Origin of the sequence: Variovorax sp. 22077 (assembly GCF_052044195.1) — a bacterium.
Taxonomy (GTDB): domain Bacteria; phylum Pseudomonadota; class Gammaproteobacteria; order Burkholderiales; family Burkholderiaceae_C; genus Variovorax; species Variovorax atrisoli.
The window spans coordinates 26781-44177 of sequence record NZ_JBQEQC010000008.1 but is presented as its reverse complement, the minus strand read 5'-3'; the positions used below and the strand labels follow the sequence as shown (position 1 = coordinate 44177).

At 70.2% G+C, this 17397-nt stretch carries 14 protein-coding genes; 9 read left to right on the top strand and 5 right to left on the bottom strand.

Going from position 1 to position 17397, the window contains the following annotated elements:
* Positions 1 to 86 precede the first annotated feature (86 nt).
* The 4 genes from paoC to ACTJLF_RS13505 all read right to left on the bottom strand — a co-directional run bounded on the left by paoC (position 87) and on the right by ACTJLF_RS13505 (position 5111).
* Complete coding sequence (paoC, locus tag ACTJLF_RS13520; RefSeq protein ID WP_440883250.1) at positions 87 to 2297, bottom strand: aldehyde oxidoreductase molybdenum-binding subunit PaoC; 2211 nt, start codon at positions 2295 to 2297, stop codon at positions 87 to 89.
* 2 nt (positions 2298 to 2299) lie between these two features.
* Positions 2300 to 3250: an FAD binding domain-containing protein gene (locus ACTJLF_RS13515; protein ID WP_354423896.1), complete on the bottom strand. Its 951-nt coding sequence runs from the start codon at positions 3248 to 3250 to the stop codon at positions 2300 to 2302.
* The gene (gene paoA, locus ACTJLF_RS13510) at positions 3247 to 3909 is read right to left on the bottom strand and encodes an aldehyde dehydrogenase iron-sulfur subunit PaoA (protein WP_184606161.1); all 663 of its coding nucleotides are present in this window, start codon (positions 3907 to 3909) and stop codon (positions 3247 to 3249) included. Before paoA ends, ACTJLF_RS13515 begins: the two co-directional genes overlap by 4 nt.
* Before the next feature lie 266 nt (positions 3910 to 4175).
* Positions 4176 to 5111 (bottom strand): AraC family transcriptional regulator N-terminal domain-containing protein, encoded by a 936-nt coding sequence (locus ACTJLF_RS13505; protein ID WP_440883323.1) that lies wholly within the window; start codon positions 5109 to 5111, stop codon positions 4176 to 4178.
* A gap of 382 nt (positions 5112 to 5493) precedes the next feature.
* On the opposite strand from ACTJLF_RS13505, the gene ACTJLF_RS13500 reads away from it, so the two are divergent.
* The 9 genes from ACTJLF_RS13500 (at position 5494) to ACTJLF_RS13460 (ending at position 15959) form a co-directional block, all read left to right on the top strand.
* The gene (locus ACTJLF_RS13500; protein ID WP_019654054.1) at positions 5494 to 6126 is read left to right on the top strand and encodes a response regulator; all 633 of its coding nucleotides are present in this window, start codon (positions 5494 to 5496) and stop codon (positions 6124 to 6126) included.
* A 47-nt stretch (positions 6127 to 6173) separates the two neighbouring features.
* Entirely contained in the window at positions 6174 to 7454 is a 1281-nt protein-coding gene (locus ACTJLF_RS13495; RefSeq protein ID WP_440883249.1) for a phospholipase D-like domain-containing protein, read from the top strand.
* A 45-nt stretch (positions 7455 to 7499) separates the two neighbouring features.
* A complete protein-coding gene (locus tag ACTJLF_RS13490) occupies positions 7500 to 8186 on the top strand; it encodes an alpha/beta hydrolase family protein (RefSeq protein ID WP_440883248.1) in 687 nt (228 codons plus the stop codon).
* A gap of 123 nt (positions 8187 to 8309) precedes the next feature.
* On the top strand, positions 8310 to 8813 hold the full coding sequence (locus ACTJLF_RS13485; protein ID WP_019654057.1) for a ferritin-like domain-containing protein: 504 nt from the start codon (positions 8310 to 8312) through the stop codon (positions 8811 to 8813).
* Positions 8814 to 9010: 197 nt separating this feature from the next.
* Positions 9011 to 10045: a D-xylose ABC transporter substrate-binding protein gene (gene xylF, locus ACTJLF_RS13480; protein ID WP_132754217.1), complete on the top strand. Its 1035-nt coding sequence runs from the start codon at positions 9011 to 9013 to the stop codon at positions 10043 to 10045.
* Positions 10046 to 10210: 165 nt separating this feature from the next.
* Positions 10211 to 11410: a sugar ABC transporter permease gene (locus ACTJLF_RS13475; protein ID WP_019654059.1), complete on the top strand. Its 1200-nt coding sequence runs from the start codon at positions 10211 to 10213 to the stop codon at positions 11408 to 11410.
* Position 11411: 1 nt separating this feature from the next.
* Positions 11412 to 12212: an ATP-binding cassette domain-containing protein gene (locus tag ACTJLF_RS13470; protein WP_019654060.1), complete on the top strand. Its 801-nt coding sequence runs from the start codon at positions 11412 to 11414 to the stop codon at positions 12210 to 12212.
* 13 nt (positions 12213 to 12225) lie between these two features.
* Positions 12226 to 13392, top strand: a complete 1167-nt coding sequence (locus ACTJLF_RS13465; protein WP_019654061.1) for an ROK family transcriptional regulator — start codon at positions 12226 to 12228, stop codon at positions 13390 to 13392.
* Positions 13393 to 13460: 68 nt separating this feature from the next.
* Positions 13461 to 15959, top strand: coding sequence for a membrane-bound PQQ-dependent dehydrogenase, glucose/quinate/shikimate family (locus tag ACTJLF_RS13460; RefSeq protein ID WP_440883247.1), 2499 nt, complete (start codon positions 13461 to 13463; stop codon positions 15957 to 15959).
* A gap of 7 nt (positions 15960 to 15966) precedes the next feature.
* On the opposite strand, the gene ACTJLF_RS13455 is transcribed toward ACTJLF_RS13460, so the two are convergent.
* Positions 15967 to 17277, bottom strand: coding sequence for a helix-turn-helix domain-containing protein (locus ACTJLF_RS13455; protein ID WP_440883246.1), 1311 nt, complete (start codon positions 17275 to 17277; stop codon positions 15967 to 15969).
* Positions 17278 to 17397 lie beyond the last annotated feature (120 nt).

The window sequence follows — 17397 nt, the reverse complement described above, 5'->3', positions numbered from 1 at the left end:
CGGGCGTTCCGGAAAAAATCGTATCAAGCGAGACGGACTCGCGGCACCGGGCTTACCCGCCGCCGCCTCCTGCTTTCCCGCGGGTTTCAGGCCACCGGCGGTAGCCGGTCCAGCAGCTTGTCGAGCGTGATCGGGTAGTCGCGCACCCGCACGCCCGTCGCGTTGTAGACGGCATTCGCCACCGCCGCAGCGACGCCGCACATGCCGAGCTCGCCGACGCCCTTGGCCTTCATCGGCGAGGAGATCGGGTCGGTCTCGTCGAGGAAGACGACGTCCTGGTGCGGAATGTCCGCGTGCACCGGCACCTCGTAGCCCGCCAGGTCGTGGTTGACGAAGAAGCCGTGCCGCTTGTCGAGCGCGAGCTCCTCCATCAGCGCGCCGCCCACGCCCATCGTCATCGCGCCGATCACCTGGCTGCGCGCGGACTTCGGGTTCAGGATGCGCCCCGCGGCGCACACCGCGAGCATGCGCCGCACGCGGATCTCGCCGGTGGCCGCGTCGACGCCGACTTCCACGAAATGCGCGCCGAAGGTCGACTGCTGGTACTTCTTGTCGAGGTCGCCGAATTCGATGCTGTCCTCCACCACCAGCCCCTGCGCGCCGGCCGCTTCGGCCAGCGGCACCGCGCGCGAGCCGGCGCGCACCATGCCGTCCGCGAACTCCGCCTCGGCCGCCGGAAGGCCCAGCCTGGAGGCGACCGCTTCGCGCAGCTTCATGCATGCGGCGAAGACGCCCGAGGTCGAGCTGTTGGCGCCCCATTGCCCGCCGGAGCCGGCCGAGACCGGGTGCGCCGAGTCGCCCAGGCGCACCAGCACCTTGTCGAGCGGCACGCCCATGGTCTCGGCAGCGGTCTGCGCGATGATGGTGTAGGTCCCGGTGCCGATGTCCGTCATGTCGGTCTCCACCGTGACCATGCCGCGGTTGTCCAGGCGTACGCGCGCGCCCGACTTCGTGACCAGGTTGTTGCGGAACGCGGCCGCCACGCCCATGCCGACGAGCCAGCGGCCGTCGCGCTGCTGCCCCGGCGCCGGGTTGCGCCTGTTCCAGCCGAAGCGCTCGGCGCCGGTGCGCAGGCATTCGATCAGCCTGCGCTGGGAGTAGGGGCGCTGCGGTTTCTCGGGATCGACCTGCGTGTCGTTGAGCACGCGGAACTCGACCGGATCGATGCCCAGCTTCTCGGCCATCTCGTCCATGGCGATCTCCAGCGCCATCATGCCGGGCGCCTCGCCGGGCGCGCGCATCGCGTTGCCCTCGGGCAGATCGAGCACGGCCAGGCGCGTGGTCGTGAGGCGGTTCGCGCCGGCGTACAGCAGCCGGGTCTGGTTCACGGCGGTCTCCGGCTGGCCGCCCGGCAGGTCGCCCGACCAGCCTTCGTGGGCGATGGCGGTGAGCCTGCCGTTCCTGCCCGCGGCCAGGCGGATGCGCTGGATGGTCGCGGGCCGGTGCGTGGTGTTGTTCGCTATCAGCGGCCGCGGCAGCGCCACCTTCACCGGGCGCCGGGCTGCGCGCGCCCCCAGTGCCGCGAGCAGCGCGTCGGCCCGCACGAAAAGCTTGCCGCCGAAGCCGCCGCCGATGAAGGGCGAGATCAGCCGCACGTTCGCCTTCGGGATGCCGAGCGTCTTGGCGACGTCGCCGGCGCCCCAGGCGATCATCTGGTTCGAGGTCCAGATGGTGAGCTTGTCGCCCTGCCACTGCGCGATGGAGGCGTGCGGCTCCATCATCGCGTGCGACTCGTCGGGCGTGGTGTAGGTCGCGTCGAGCTGCACGGGGGCGGCCGCGTAAGCGCTGGCGAAATCGCCCGTCCTGGTCTGCGGCTCGCCAGAGAAGGGGGTGGCTGCGGGCATCTGCGCCGCGTCCTTCTCGGCGGCCAGGTCGAAGCGGCCGGACGTGCGTTCGTACTCGATGCGCAGCAGCTGCGCCGCCGCGCGCGCCTGCTCGAAGGTCTCGGCCACGACCAGCGCCACCGCCTGGTGGTAGTGGTCGATCTCAGGGCCGCCCAGGAGCTTTGCCGTATTGAAGTCGCCCTTGGCGAGCTTGCCCGCATTGCGCGCGGTGACGATGGCCAGCACGCCCGGCGCCGCCCGGGCGGCGGCCAGGTCCATCGACGCGATGCGGCCCTTCGCGATGCCTGCGCCCACCACGTAGCCGTAGGCTGCGCCGGGCATCTCGGTGTTGCGCTCGTAGGCATAGCGCGCGGTGCCGGTGGTCTTCATCGGGCCGTCGATGCGGTCCGTGGGCCTGCCGATGATCTTCAGCTGGTCGATGGGGTTGGTCGTGGCGGGGGTGTCGAATCTCATGGTCAGCTCCTCGCTTGCGTGATGGCAGCGGCCAGCGTGCGCTCGGCGAGCTGCAGCTTGAACGCGTTCTCGTGGGTGGGTTGCGCGTCGGCGAGCAGCCGCGCGGTCACGGCCTTCGCGCCCTGCGGCATGGCGGATTCGGCAGCCTCCATGCGCCACGGCTTGTGCGCGACGCCGCCGAGCGCCACCCGGCCGGACCCGTCGCGCTGCACGATGGCCGCGACGGACACCAGCGCGAAGGCGTAGGAGGCGCGGTCGCGCACCTTGCGGTAGACGTGCGTGCCGCCGACCGGCTTCGGCAGGGTCACGCCGGTGATGAGCTCGTCGCGCTCCAGCGCCGTCTCGATGTGGGGCGTGTCGCCGGGCAGGCGGTGGAAGTCGGCGATCGGGATCACGCGGGTGCGCCCGTCGGGCCGCACGGTCTCGACCGAGGCGTCCAGCACGCGCATCGCCACGGCCATGTCGCTGGGGTTGGTGGCGATGCAGGATTTGCTGCCGCCGATCACCGCGAGCTGCCGCGTCACGCCGCCGATGGCGCTGCAGCCGCTGCCGGGGCGGCGCTTGTTGCAGGGCTGGTCGGTGTCGTAGAAGTAGGGGCAGCGCGTGCGCTGCAGCAGGTTGCCCGCGGTGGTCGCCTTGTTGCGCAGCTGGCCCGATGCGCCGGCCAGCAGCGCGCGGGAGAGCACGCCGTAGTCGCGGCGCACGCGCTCGTCGGCCGCCAGGTCGGTGTTGCGCACCAGCGCGCCGATGCGCAGGCCGCCCTCGGGCGTCGGCTCGATGCGGTCCAGCGCCAGGCCGTTCACGTCGACCAGGTGCACCGGCGCCTCGATCTGCAGCTTCATGAGGTCCAGCAGGTTGGTGCCGCCAGCGATGAACTTCGCGCCGGGCCTGCCCGCGACGGCGGACGCGGCCTGCGCCGGGGTCGCGGCGCGCTCGTAGGTGAAAGCCTTCATGCCTTGCTCCCCGCCACCTCGGTGATGGCCTCGACGATGTTGGAGTAGGCGCCGCAGCGGCAGATGTTGCCGCTCATGCGCTCGCGCAGTTCCTCGGCCGAGAGGATCGGCCGGGCCGTGAGGTCGGCGCTCACGTGGCTCGGGATGCCGCGTTTGACCTCGTCGATCACCGCCACCGCCGAGCAGATCTGCCCCGGCGTGCAGTAGCCGCACTGGTAGCCGTCGTGCCTGACGAAGGCGGCCTGCATCGGATGCATGTTCTGCGGCGTGCCGAGCCCTTCGATGGTCGTGACCTGCGCACCCTCGTGCATCACGGCGAGCGTCAGGCAGGAGTTGATCCGCCTGCCGTCGACGATGACCGTGCAGGCGCCGCACTGGCCGTGATCGCAGCCTTTCTTGGTGCCCGTCAGCTGCAGGTGCTCGCGCAGCGCGTCGAGCAGGGTGGTACGCGTGTCCACGTCGAGCGCGCGCGCCGTGCCGTTGACGTTCAGCGACAGCTTCGTGCGAAAGCCGCCCGCCGCGCTGGCGGCAGTTGGGGACGCGGGCGCGGGCTGCGCCGATGCGGGCGTCGCGTTGGACGCGGAAACCGCCGCGGCGGTTGCGGCGCCGACGATGAGGGCGTCGCGCCGCGAGATCATTGGGGTCGTGGGACTGTCCATGTCAGCTCCTGCTGTTCGAGGTTCGTGGGGATGGCCAATACCGCTCATATCCCGGGCGATGGGCGGCGTCGGTAGGAAAACGGCGGCTGTTGTCCCCTGCTCGCGGCTTCTTCGGCGCACCGGGGCTCGCGGCTTGCGAAAATGGTTCTCAGGTTCTCACCCTTGCAGCGCGCGGAGGGAACGAGCCGCTCGATTCCCATTCTTCTGGAGCCGCGCGGGGATCGATAGCGCGATCCTCTTCGTTTCTTGCCTGATCCGATGAGGCCTCAGGCGCGGCGGGCTTCGGCCGCGCCCCCGCCTTCCGCACCCGCACCCGCACCCGCATGCCCGTTCGCGCGCGCAGCTGTGCGCATGACCTCGATGTCCCGCCGGGGCGGGGCGCCGAACAGGCGGCTGTACTCGCGGCTGAACTGCGAGGGGCTTTCGTAGCCCACCTCGAAGGCGGCGCTCGCTGCGTCGAAGTGCTCGTTGAGCATCAGCCGCCTCGCCTCGTTCAGCCGCAGCCACTTCTGGTACTGCAGCGGGCTCATCGCGGTCAGCTGGCGGAAGTGGTGGTGGAAGGTCGGCGCACTCATCTGCACGCGGGCCGCGAGCTCGTCGATGCGCACGGCGGTCGCGTAGTTCAGCCTCAGCCAGTCGATGGCCCTGGCGATGCGGTGGCCCTGCCCGTCGACCGAGGCGATCTGCCGCAGCTTCGCAGCCTGGTCGCTCATCAGCAGCCGGTAGTGGATCTCGCGATGGATCATCGGCGCGAGCACGGGAATGGCCTCGGGTTCGTCCAGCAGCTCCACCAGCCGGGCGAGCGGCGCCAGCAGCGCCGGCGTCGCGTCGCCGAGTCCCACGCTGATGCCGAGCGGGCGCTCGCGCTGCGGCGGCAGGTTGCCCTGCGCGATGAGCTCGGCCAGCACGCGCACGTCGAGCTTGAGCATCAGGCCCAGGCAGGGCTGCCGCGGGCTCGCCGTCATCACCTCGGAGTTGGCGGGCATGTCCAGCGAGGTGACGAGGAAGCGCGAGGTGTCGTAGGGATAGGCATGGCCGCCCACCCACATCCGCTTCGCGCCCTGCGCGACCAGCACGATGCTCGGCTCGACCATGCAGACCGTGGGCGGCGCGGGCGCCTCGCGCCTGAAGAAGCTGAGGTTCGCGACGGGCGTCTCGTGGTCGCCCGGCGCGGGCGTGCGCGCGCCGATGATCCGCGCCATCGCCGACTGCAGGGCCCTGCACCGTGCCGAGGCGTCGGCGTCCTCCGTGTTCTGTCTGGGTGACATCTTGCTTGCTTCGAAACCTCGTCGGGACTCTACCCGCGGCTCGCCCCGGCATCCATGCGGCTGGCGCGTCTCCACAGGATCAGGCAAGAAATGCAGAGAAGCGGGCAAGCCCTGGCACCACCCGGCAGGGTGGCCACCCGCCTGCTCTCCTACATCGTTGCGAGACGTTTCTGCGAACCCGTGCAGGACAAATGCCCGACCCGCCTTGGGAGGCCCCGCTGCGCGAATGCATGTGGCATCGTGACGCCCTCCTTCCGCTGCCTGCCACCGCGCGCGCAAGCGGCCCCCAACAATCAGATCGCAGGAGGTTCATCCCATGATCAAGATCGGCATCGTCGACGACCACGCCGTCGTCCGCACAGGCCTGAAGTCGTTCTTCTCCACCTTCGTCGATTTCCGCGTGGTCGGCGAGGCCGGCAGCGGCCGCGAGGCCATCGACCTGGTGCGCACGACCGACATCGACGTGCTGGTGATGGATCTTTCCATGCCCGGCCAGAGCGGCATCGACGCGCTCGCCATGGTGCGCGCCAAGGCGCCCGACCTCGGCGTTCTCATCCTCAGCGGCTACCCCGAAGAACACTACGCGGTGAACCTGATCCGCCAGGGCGCCTCGGGCTACCTCAACAAGGAATGCGATCCCGAGGAGATCGCCAAGGCCATCCGCACCATCGCGCTGGGCCGCCGCTACATCTCGCCCTCGGTGGCCGAGCTGCTCGCGGGCCAGCTGGAGCGCAAAGACAACGCGCCGCCGCACGAGCACCTGTCGGAGCGCGAGTTCCAGGTTTTCCTGAAGCTGGCCAAGGGAGAGTCGGTGGGCGCCATCGGCGAGGCGCTGTCGCTCTCGGTGAAGACCATCAGCACCTACCGCACGCGGCTGATGGAGAAGATGAACCTCTCCACCAACAGCGACCTGACCTACTACGCGATCAAGACGCAGCTGATCGACTGATCGCTTGATCGGCTTATCGCTTGGGCAGGCAGTCTCCGCGTCCTGAGGTGCATCGCCCAAGGACGTTCAAGATCATCGTCTGGACTTTCGTCCTGACGCTGGCCGCCACGCTGCTGGTGCTCAACTTCACCAGCGGCGAGAAGAAGCTCGACGAGCAGGTCAAGCGCGAGTACGGGCTGCACGACGCGCAGTACCAGCGCGCGCTCGGCGTGATGCTCGGGCCTCCCATCACCGGCGGCAACCGGTTCGAGGCTTTCCAGAACGGCGACGAGATCTTTCCGCCGATGCTCGCCGCCATCCGCGGCGCCAGGCGGAGCATCACTTTCGAGACCTACATCTACTGGTCGGGCGACATCGGGCGCCAGTTTGCCGACGCGCTCTCCGAGCGCGCCCGCGCGGGCGTGAAGGTGCACGTGCTGCTCGACTGGGTGGGCAGCGCCAAGGTCGACGCCGACTTCGTGCGCGAGATGGAAAGCGCCGGCGTGCAGATCCGCAAGTTCCACAAGCCGAGCTGGTACGACATCGCGCGCATGAACAATCGCACCCACCGCAAGCTGCTGGTGGTCGACGGCAGCACCGGCTTCACCGGCGGCGTGGGCATCGCGCCCGAATGGACCGGCCACGCGCAGGACGCCCGGCACTGGCGCGATTCACACTACAAGGTCGAGGGACCGGTGGTGGCGCAGATGCAGGCCGTGTTCATGGACAACTGGGTGAAGGTGTCGGGCGACGTGCTGCACGGAGAAACCTACTTTCCGCCGATCGCCTCGGCGGGCGACGGGCGCGCGCAGATGTTCAGCAGCTCGCCCTCCGGCGGCAGCGAGAGCATGCACCTGATGTACCTGCTGTCGATCGCTGCGGCCACCAGGACCATCGACCTGTCGAGCGCCTACTTCGTGCCCGACGACCTGACCGTGGGCGCGCTGGTCGCGGCCATGCAGCGCGGCGTGCGGCTGCGCATCATCACGCCGGGTCCGATCATCGATTCGCAGACGGTGCGCGGCGCCTCGCGCGCGGCGTGGGGCCCCCTGCTGGAGGCTGGCGCCGAGATCAGCGAATACCAGCCGACCATGTTCCACTGCAAGGTCTTCACGGTCGATGGACTGCTGGTGTCCGTGGGCTCGACCAACTTCGACAACCGCTCCTTCCGCCTGAACGACGAGGCCAACCTCAACATCTACGACGAGGCCTTCGCCGCCCAGCAGACCGCGCAGTTCGAGGCCGACCTGCGCCTGTCGAAGCGCCTGACCTACGAGGCCTGGAAGGACCGCCCGCTGCGCGAGAAGGCGATGGAGCACCTGGCGGCGCTGCTGTCGTCGCAGCTCTAGGGTGAATCGACATTCAAACGGGGGCCGCGCGGGCACACTCGCGCGATGACCACCCAGCACGAACTTTCCATCGACGTGAAGCCCGGCATCGCGGTGTCGGCCCTCGCGATGTCGCCAGCCTCGGCCGAGGCCTGCCTGGTGCTCGCGCACGGCGCAGGCGCGGGCATGGCGCATCCCTTCATGCAGTCCGTGGCCAAGGGCCTCGCCGAGCGGCGCATCGCCACGCTGCGCTATCAGTTTCCCTACATGGAGCAGGGCAGCAAGCGCCCGGACGCACCTGCGCTGGCGCATGCCGCGGTGCGCGCGGCGGTGGCCTGCGCGTCGGCGCGCTTCGCGGGCGTGCGTCTCTTCGCGGGCGGCAAGTCGTTCGGCGGCCGCATGACCTCGCAGGCCCAGGCGCTGGAGCCGCTCGCGGCCGTCGAAGGGCTGGTCTTCCTCGGGTTTCCGCTGCACCCGTCGGGCGCGCCCGCGAAGGCGGCCGAGCGGGCGGCGCACCTGTGCGAGGTCGATGTGCCCATGCTCTTCGCGCACGGGCCGCGCGACACGCTCGCCGAGCCGGCACCCTTCGAGGACGCCGTGCAGGCGCTGGGTCCGCTCGCCACCGTGCTGGAGATCGACGGCGCCGACCATTCCTTCCATGTGCTCAGGCGCAGCGGCCGCACCGACGAGGAGGCGCTGGGCGAACTGCTCGACGGCATCGCGGTGTGGATGCAGGCCTGGCGCATCGACTGACGCCGGGCTGCGCGGGTCGTCCTACGTCGTGTCGCCCGACGCGACGACGCTGCGGCGCCGCGGATCTTTCAACGATGTGCCTTCACTGAACGGCAACCGAACTGAATTGAAAGGATCATCGCCATGGCATACGCAGATACCTCCCTCGACACCCTGCAGTCGACCGGCCCCGTGCTGGACAAGGACGAAGTGGTGGACGTGCTCAACGACCTGCTCGAGAACTCGCGTGACGGCGAATACGGCTTCCGCGCCTGCGCTGATGAAGTCGAGAGCCCCGCGGCGAAGCAGCTCTTCGCCAATCGCGCCGAGGAGTGCCGCAAGGCCGGCGCCGAGCTGATGGCGCTCATCGCGGCCTACGGCGGCGAGCCGGCCGACGGCGGCACCGCCGCCGGTGCGCTGCATCGCGGGTGGGTGCACGTGAAGGGCTCGCTCGGCGCGAACAGCGAACTCTCCATTCTCGAATCGTGCGAGCGCGGCGAAGACACCGGTGTCGCGCGCTATCGCAAGGCCCTGAAGCAGAACCTGCCGGCCGACGTCCGCAGCGTGGTCGCAGCCCAGGCCGAAGGCGCACAGCGCAACCACGACCAGATCCGCGACCTGCGCAACGCCGCGCGCGCCCGCGACTGATCGATCGCCATCGAGCGCTCAAGCGCTCGAGTGCAAGAAGGCCGGGCTCGCCCGGTCTTTTTCATGGGCGCCGCGCGCCTCGGGAATTCCCCGATGCCCATGATCCCGGCTCGATGGGATAGTTAGTTCGGCCTTCAAACTAACTAATTTCTTACTTGGCTGGCGCCTGCGGGCGAATCAATTCAGGAGAGACATCGATGCGACTGAAACAAACCCTGGCCGCCATGGCCTTCGCCACGGCACTCGGTTCCACGGCCGTGGGCGCGATGGCGCAGACCGTGGTCGGCGTGAGCTGGTCCAACTTCCAGGAAGAGCGCTGGAAGACCGACGAGGCGGCCATCAAGGCCGAGCTGGAGAAGCTCGGCGCCAAGTACATCAGCGCCGATGCGGGCGGCTCGCCCGAGAAGCAGCTGGGCGACATTGAGGGCCTGATGTCGAAGGGCGCGAAGGCGCTCATCGTGCTGGCGATGGACAAGGACGCCATCCTGCCGGCCGTCACCAAGGCCACGCGCCAGAAGGTGCCCGTGATCGCCTACGACCGGCTGATCGAGGCGCCCGGCGTCTTCTACATCACCTTCGACAACGTCGAGGTCGGCCGCATGGAGGCGCGCGAGGTCTTCAAGGTCAAGCCCAAGGGCAACTACGTGATCATCAAGGGCTCGCCCAGCGACCCGAACGCCGACTTCCTGCGCGCGGGCCAGCAGGAGGTGCTGGACGCCGCCATCAAGAAGGGCGACATCAAGATCGTCGGCGACGAATACACCGAAGGCTGGAAGCCCGAGGTCGCGCAGAAGAACATGGAGCAGATCCTCACCAAGAACGGCAACAAGGTCGACGCGGTGGTGGCCGCCAACGACGGCACGGCCGGCGGTGCGGTGGCGGCGCTCACGGCCAAGGGCATCCGCGGCATTCCGGTGTCGGGCCAGGACGCCGACTTCGCTGCGCTCAACCGCATCGCGCTGGGCACGCAGACCGCCACCATCTTCAAGGACTCGCGCGAGCTCGGCCGCGAAGCCGCCATCGCGGCCATCGCGCTGTCGCAGGGCAAGCCCGTCGACAAGGCCGCGCCGTGGAACTCGGGGCCGAAGAAGGTTTCGCTGCAGTCGCGCCTGCTGACGCCGGTGGCCGTGACCCGCGACAACCTCGACCTCGTGGTCAAGGCCGGCTGGATCAAGAAGGACGAGCTCTGCAAGGGCGTCTCGGGCGCCAGCGCGCCCGCGGCCTGCAAGTAACGCCGCACTACAGACGAGCAACGCGCCGGCGCCATCCACGGAAAGCGCGCCGGCCTTTCCTTTCCTTCCCATGCAACGCACCAGCTGCCGGCGCCTAGTGGCCCGGCCGGCAGGGGCCTGCGCATCTCTTCGTTTTGCGCGCAGTCCAGAAAAAGGATCCGAAACATGAGCAACCCATCGTCATCCACACCGGGCTGGTGGCGCCGCACCGGCGTCGACCTGCGGCTGATCCTGATGTGCGTGCTGCTGGTCGTCATGGCCGTGGTCTTCAGCGTGATGTCGGGCGGCGTGTTCCTCTCGCCCGAGAACCTCTACAACGTCGCGCAGCAGACGGCGGTGGTGGGCATCGTCTCCACCGTGATGGTGCTGATCATCGTGGCGCGCCACATCGACCTGTCGGTGGGCTCGGTGATGGGCTTCGTGGGCGTGCTGATCGCCTACCTGCAGTACACCTCGGGCTGGTCGTGGCCCACGGCCTGCCTCGCGGGGCTCGCGGTGGCGCTGCTGGTGTCCATCTACCAGGGCTGGCTCACGGCGGTGCTGGGCGTGCCTTCGTTCGTGGTGACGCTGGGCGGGCTCATGTCCTTCCGCGGCGCGGCCTTCCTGGTGGCCGACGGCAAGACGCAGCCGGTGAACGACGAGTTCTTCCAGCGCCTGGGCGGCGGCTACGACGGCGGCATCGGCGTCACCGCGAGCTGGGTGCTCGCCGCGCTGGTGGCGGTGGTGCTGTTCGTGCGCATGGTGCAGAAGCGCCGCGCGCGCCAGCGCTACGACATGCCCACCGAGGCGCTGTGGCTCGACGTGCTCATCACGGCCGTGCCGGTGGCGGTGGTGTTCGGCTTCGCGTGGGTCATGAACAGCTACCAGATCTCGTCCAAGAACGAGCCGCAGGGCATTCCGATCCCGGTGCTGATCTGGGCGGTGGTGGCCATCGTGCTGTCGTTCATCGTGCACCGCACGCGCTTCGGGCGCTACGTGTTCGCGATGGGCGGCAACCCCGACGCGGCGGCGCTGGTGGGCATTCCGGTCAAGCGCGTCACGCTGATGCTGTTCGCGCTGCTGGCGGTGCTGGTCACCATCGCGGCCATCGTGTCGATCGCGCGCCTGAACGCCGGCACCAATTCGCTGGGCACGGGCATGGAGCTGTACGTGATCGCCGCGGCCGTCATCGGCGGCACCGCGCTCGCGGGCGGCAGCGGCTCGATCTTCGGCTCGGTGCTGGGAGCGCTCATCATGCAGTCGCTCGACAGCGGCATGCTGCTGCTGGACGTGCCCATCGGCAAGCGCATGGTCATCATCGGCCAGGTGCTGATCGTGGCGGTGGTCTTCGACGTGCTGTATCGCCGCAAGTTTGGGGAGAACTGAAATGGCAGCCATCGACACATCCAAACCCCTGGTGGAGCTGCGCGAGATCCGCAAGGCCTTCGGCGGCGTGAAGGCCGTGGACGGCGTGAGCGTGAACCTCTACCCCGGCGAGGTGGTCGCGCTGCTGGGCCACAACGGCGCGGGCAAGTCCACGCTGATGAAGATGCTCGCGGGCGCCTACCCCATCGACTCGGGCGACACGCTGATCGCGGGCGAGAAGGTCAACATCCGCACGCCGGCCGAAGCGCAGGCACAGGGCATCGAGACCATCTACCAGACGCTCGCGCTGGCCGACAACCTCGACTCGGTGGCCAACCTCTTCCTCGGCCGCGAGAAGATGACGCCGTGGAACACGCTCGACGACCACTTCATGGAAGTGCAGGCGCGCAAGGTGTTCCAGCGCCTGAACAGGAACTTCACCAACATCCGCGTGCCGGTGCGCCGGCTCTCCGGCGGGCAGCGGCAGGTGGTGGCGATCTCGCGCGCGCTGTACTTCAATGCGCGCATCCTCATCATGGACGAGCCCTGCGCCGCGCTCGGCCCCGAAGAGACGGCGATGGTCGGCGGCCTGGTGAAGCAGCTCAAGGCCGACGGCGTGGGCATCTTCCTGATCACGCACGACATGCCCGACGTGTTCTCGCTGAGCGACCGCCTCGCGGTGATGAAGAACGGCAGGCTCGTGGGCACCTACCGCACCGCCGACGTGACCGAGGACGAGGTGCTCGGGATGATCATTGCCGGCAAGCGGCCCGAGGGCAAGGAGCAGGCCCATCACGCGGACACCGCCGCCGCGGCTGCCTGAGCGAAGACCCGACGTGACCACCACCGCCGACCAGCAGCTCGTGAAGCGCATGAACCGCAGCGTGCTGCTGCGGCTGCTGCGCGCGCAGCCGGGTCTGTCGCGCGCGCGGCTGGCCGGCGAGAGCGGCCTCACCAAGTCGACGGTGAGCCTGCTGGTGCGCGAGCTGATCGACGAGGGATGGCTCAGCGAGGCCGGGGCGACCGTGGCCGACGGCCTGGGCCGGCCCTCCACGCCGCTGCAGATCGACGTGGGCGTGCGCGCGCTGATGGGCGTGGAGATCGCGGTGGAAACCGTGCGCCTCGTGTGCATGTCGCTGCAGGGCGATGTGCTGCATTCGCAGAGCCTCGACCTGACCGACGGTTCGCCCGCCGGCGTGTGCGCGCAGGTCGCGCGCATGGCGGCCGCCGGGCATGCGAAGCTGCAGCTGCTGGGCCTGCAGCTGTCGGGCATCGGCGTGTGCGTGCCCGGCGCGGTGGACGACTGCACCGGCGTGGTCCGCTTCGCGCCCAACCTCGGCTGGCGCAACGTGAGCCTGCTGCCCGCGCTCGAGCAGGCCTTCGAGGCCGCCGGCCTGCCCGGCGTGACCGTGCAACTGCAGAACGATGCCGACGCCGCCGCGCTCGGCGAGTACGAGTTCGCCGCCAGCGTGGGCCAGGAGGGCGAAGACCCGCTGGTCTTCGTCAACTGCGACGTGGGCGTGGGCGCCGGCGTGGTGCTCAACGACCGGCTCTTCACCGGCGCGCAGGGCATGGCCGGCGAGATCGGCCACACCATCCTCCAGCTCGACGGCCCGCTGTGCTCCTGCGGGCGGCGCGGCTGCGCCGAAGCCTTCTTCGGCTCGCGCGTGCTGGAGCGCGAAGGCGCCGACCTGAAGCGCGCCGCGGCCTTCTTCGGCGTGCTGCTGCAGAACCTGTGGGTCACCTTCAACCCGCGCGCCATCGTGCTCGGCGGCAAGGCCTGCGCCGACCACAAAGGCTTCGCGCAGGCGGCCTTCGAATGCGTGAAGCGGCATGCGGACGACGCCGGCATGCCGGCGCCCGAACTGCGCACCGCACGCTACGGGGAGCTCGCACCGGCCGTGGGTGCCGCCGCGCTCGCGCTGCATGAATACCTGAGACCGCTGCAGCCCGATGCGAAGGCGCGCCGGGCGCGCGCCGCCCGGGTTCTCGCCACAGCCTGAGCCATCGGCCTACGCGCGGCGCGCGTGCGGCGGAATAGCGTGCGAACTCCGTCCCTGGAGTTGCCGTCATGAATCCGCGCCCGCCCGGCCAGCCCGCCCGTTCCTCTTCCCATCCTTCCCCCGCCTCTTCTTCCTCTTCCTCCTCTTCCGTGCTGCTGGCCGTGGTGGCCGTGCTGATCGGCCTTGCCGGCCTGGCGCTCGCCGTCGCGGGCGCATGGCTGATCGCCCTCGGCGGCTCGTGGTACTACCTCGTGGCGGGGCTGGGGCTGGCGGCGGCGGCGCTGCTGCTTCGGCGCGGGGGCGCCGCCGGGTTGATGATGTACGCGGCCGTGGTGTTGCTCACGCTGGCCTGGGCCCTGTGGGAGGTGGGGCTCGACTGGTGGCCGATGGCCGCGCGCGGCGACGTGTTCTTCGTGGTCGGCCTGCTGCTGCTCACGCCATGGGTGGCGCGTCCGCTCGCCCTGCGCAATGCCGCGGGCGTGGGAAGCGCGCGCACCGTGCTCGGCGTGGTGCTCGCAGCCTTCCTGGTCGCGGCGGTGTTCTCGTGGATGCGCGAACCCCGCCGCATCGAAGGCATCGCGCCCTCGGCCGATGCGGCGGCCGCCACGGCGAACGCGCCCGCGGGCCCCGCGGGCCCCGCGGCCGCGGCGGACGAGTGGACGGCCTACGGCGGCACCGGCTTCGGCCAGCGCTACTCGGCGCTCGACCAGATCACGCCGCAGAACGTGGGGCAGCTCGAGGAAGCCTGGCACTTCCGTACCGGCGACGTGCGGGGCCAGCCCGGCGACCCCGAGGAGACGACCTTCGAGGTCACGCCGCTGAAGATCGGCGAGAGGCTCTTCCTGTGCACGCCGCACCAGTCGGTGATCGCGCTCGACGCCACCACCGGCCGGCAGGTGTGGCGCTACACGCCGCAGATCGCGGGGTCGCTCGCGCTGCAGCACCTGACCTGCCGGGGGCTCTCCTACTACCCCGGCGCCGCGGCGCAGCCGTCCCCACAGCAGCAGGCTTCCTCACCTGCGCCCGCACCCGCATCCACCGGCAGCTGCGACGCCAAGCTCTTCATGCCCACCGCCGACGGCCGCGTCATCGCGCTCGACCCCGCGAGCGGCAAGCCCTGTCCGGCCTTCGGCGGCGGCAGCGGCCAGATCGATCTCTGGAAGAACATGCCGAACGTGCGGCCGGGCTCCTACTACTCGACCTCGCCGCCGGTGGTGGCGCGTTCGCTGCTCATCGTGGGCGGCACGGTGCTCGACAACGTCTCGACGAAGGAGACCTCGGGCGTGATCCGAGCCTTCGACGCGAACACCGGCGCGCTGGTGTGGAACTGGGACTCCGGCAACCCCGAGGAGACCGCCCCCATCGCCGCCGACCGCACCTACACGGCCAACTCGCCCAACAGCTGGTCGATCTCCAGTGTGGACGAGGCGCTGGGCCTGGTCTACGTGCCCATGGGCAACCAGCCGCCCGACCAGTGGGGCGGCGCGCGCAGCGAAGGCGCGAAGAAGTATTCGTCCGCGGTGGTGGCGCTCGACCTGGCCAGCGGCCGCGTGCGCTGGAGCTTCCAGACCGTGCACCACGACCTGTGGGACTACGACGTGCCCGCGCAGCCCAGCCTCGTCGACCTGCGCGCGGGCAGCGAGACCGTGCCCGTGCTGGTGCAGCCGACCAAGCAGGGCGAGCTCTTCGTACTCGACCGCCGCAATGGCAAGCCGATCCTTCCGGTAAACGAGCGCGCTGCGCCGCAGGGCGCGGCCGCGGGTGACGCCACCGCGCCGACGCAGCCGTCATCGGCCCTGTCCTTCGATCCGCCCGCGCTCAAGCCATCGGACATGTGGGGCGCGACCATCTTCGACCAGCTGGCCTGCCGCATCGCCTTCCACCGGCTGCGCTACGAGGGCCGGTTCACGCCGCCGTCGACGCAGGGCTCGCTGATCCATCCGGGCAACTTCGGCGTCTTCAACTGGGGCGGCGTGGCGGTCGATCCGCGCAGGCAGATCGTCTTCGCCACGCCCGCGTCGCTGGCCTTCGTCTCCAGGCTCGTGCCGCGCGCGGACGACACCTCGCTCTACGTGCAGGGCAAGCACCGCCCCGACGACAGCCTGCCCGCGCTCAACGAGAACTTCGGCGCGCCCTTCGCGGTGAAGCTCAGCGCCTTCACCTCGGTGCTCGGCCTGCCGTGCCAGGCGCCGCCCTGGGGCTACGTCGCCGCCGCCGACCTGCGCACCGGCCGGGTCGCCTGGATGCACAAGAACGGCACGGTGCGCGACAGCTCGCTGCTGCCGCTGCCCTTCGCGATGGGCGTGCCCAACCTCGGCGGCCCCATCCTGACGGCCGGGGGCGTGGCCTTTCTCTCGGGAACGCTCGACGAGTTCGTGCGCGGCTACGACGTGAACGACGGCAAGGAGCTCTGGCGCAGCCGCTTGCCGGCCGGTGGTCAGGCCACGCCGATGACCTACCGCGGCACCGACGGGCGCCAGTACCTGCTGGTGGTGGCCGGCGGCCACGGCTCGCTGGGCACGCGCACCGGCGACCATGTGATCGCCTACGCGCTGCCCAGGCGGTGAGCGGCGTTCAGTTCCTTCCGCCGTCCGGGGCTGCGGCTTCGTCGCGCCAGCCGCGCAGCCGCCGGTAGAGCGTGCCGCGCGACACGCGCAGCTGCCGCGCCGCCTGCGACACGTTGCCGCCGTGCGCGGCGAGCGTGTCCTCGATCAGCTTGCGGCTGTGCTCGCGCAGCGTGGGTTCGGGCTGGGGCTGGGGCGGGGCCTCCGTGCCGTCCGCGTCCGGGTAGGCCTCGGCTGCCGCGAGCTGCGTCTGCCGGGATTCGCGCGTCTCGATGGCCAGCGGCGACGTTTCGCCGGGCATCGCCACCGCATGGCGGAAGTCCACGCCATCGGCGCCGCCCTTGAGCTGCGCCTGCACCCACACGCCCAGCCCGCTGGCCAGCCGCAACGGCTGCGCCGCCTCGCGCCGCCCTAACCGCAGCAGGCTCGCGAGGTCGTGGCCCAGCAGGAACTCCACGTCGCGCTCGTCCGCCGCCTCGGGCAGCCGGCCCAGCAGCCGCGCGCCGGCGTTGTTGAGCCAGGCGATGGTGCCGTCGGGCGCGATGCCGGCCAGCGCTTCGAGCGGCGTGCCCAGCAGCGTCGGGCTGGCCTGGAAGCGCAGGATCAGGTGGTCGCGCGACTGCGCCTGCAGCAGCCTGTTCTCGATGGTGGTGGCGTACAGCGCCACCATCGATGCCGCGTCGAAGCCGAAGCGCCGCGCCTCCACCGTGAGGTCGAGCACGCCCGCGAGCTGGCCCGTCACGTCGCGGATCGGCGCCGCGGCGCACCGCATCTGGCACAGCAGGTCGAAGTAGTGCTCGGCGCCGTCGACCGTGCAGGCCTGCCCGGTGCTCGCCACGATCCCCGGCGCGGTGGTACCCACGATGCGCTCGGAGATGTTCACGCCCACCCGAGCCGTCTTGCGCAGCACCGGCTGTTGCGCGGCGGCCGGCTGCTGCGTGACGTGCACCACCACGCCCTCGCTGTCGGTGAGGATCACGCGGCAGTCGGTGCCCGCGAGCGCGTGCTCCATCTGCCCCAGCTCCTGGCGCGCCGCTTCGAGCAGCTGGCGGTTGCGCGCCAGCGTGGCGTGAAGGCGGCTCGGCGTGACCGGGTCGAAGGGCACGATGCGCTGGCGGTCGGCGTGGGTGCGGCTGCAGCGCATCCACGACTGGATCACCGCCTCGCCCACCAGCCCCGAGGGGCGCACGCCCTCCTCGAAGAACTGCTGCCGCGCGAGCGCCACGCGCTGCGTGGGCGTGCTGGCGAAGAGCTGGCGCGGGGCATCGGGCGTGCCGATGCCTGCATTGCGGCTTCCAGCAGGGCTTCTGTCGAGGGCCATGGGTTCGCTGCCTCCCGTTTCAGGATTCACACCGGCGTCGAATGTGTTCCGCAATGGAACAGCGCCGGACTGGGGAAATCCCCAAGATGAATGTGCGGCCGGTCCCGACGATTCTTGGCG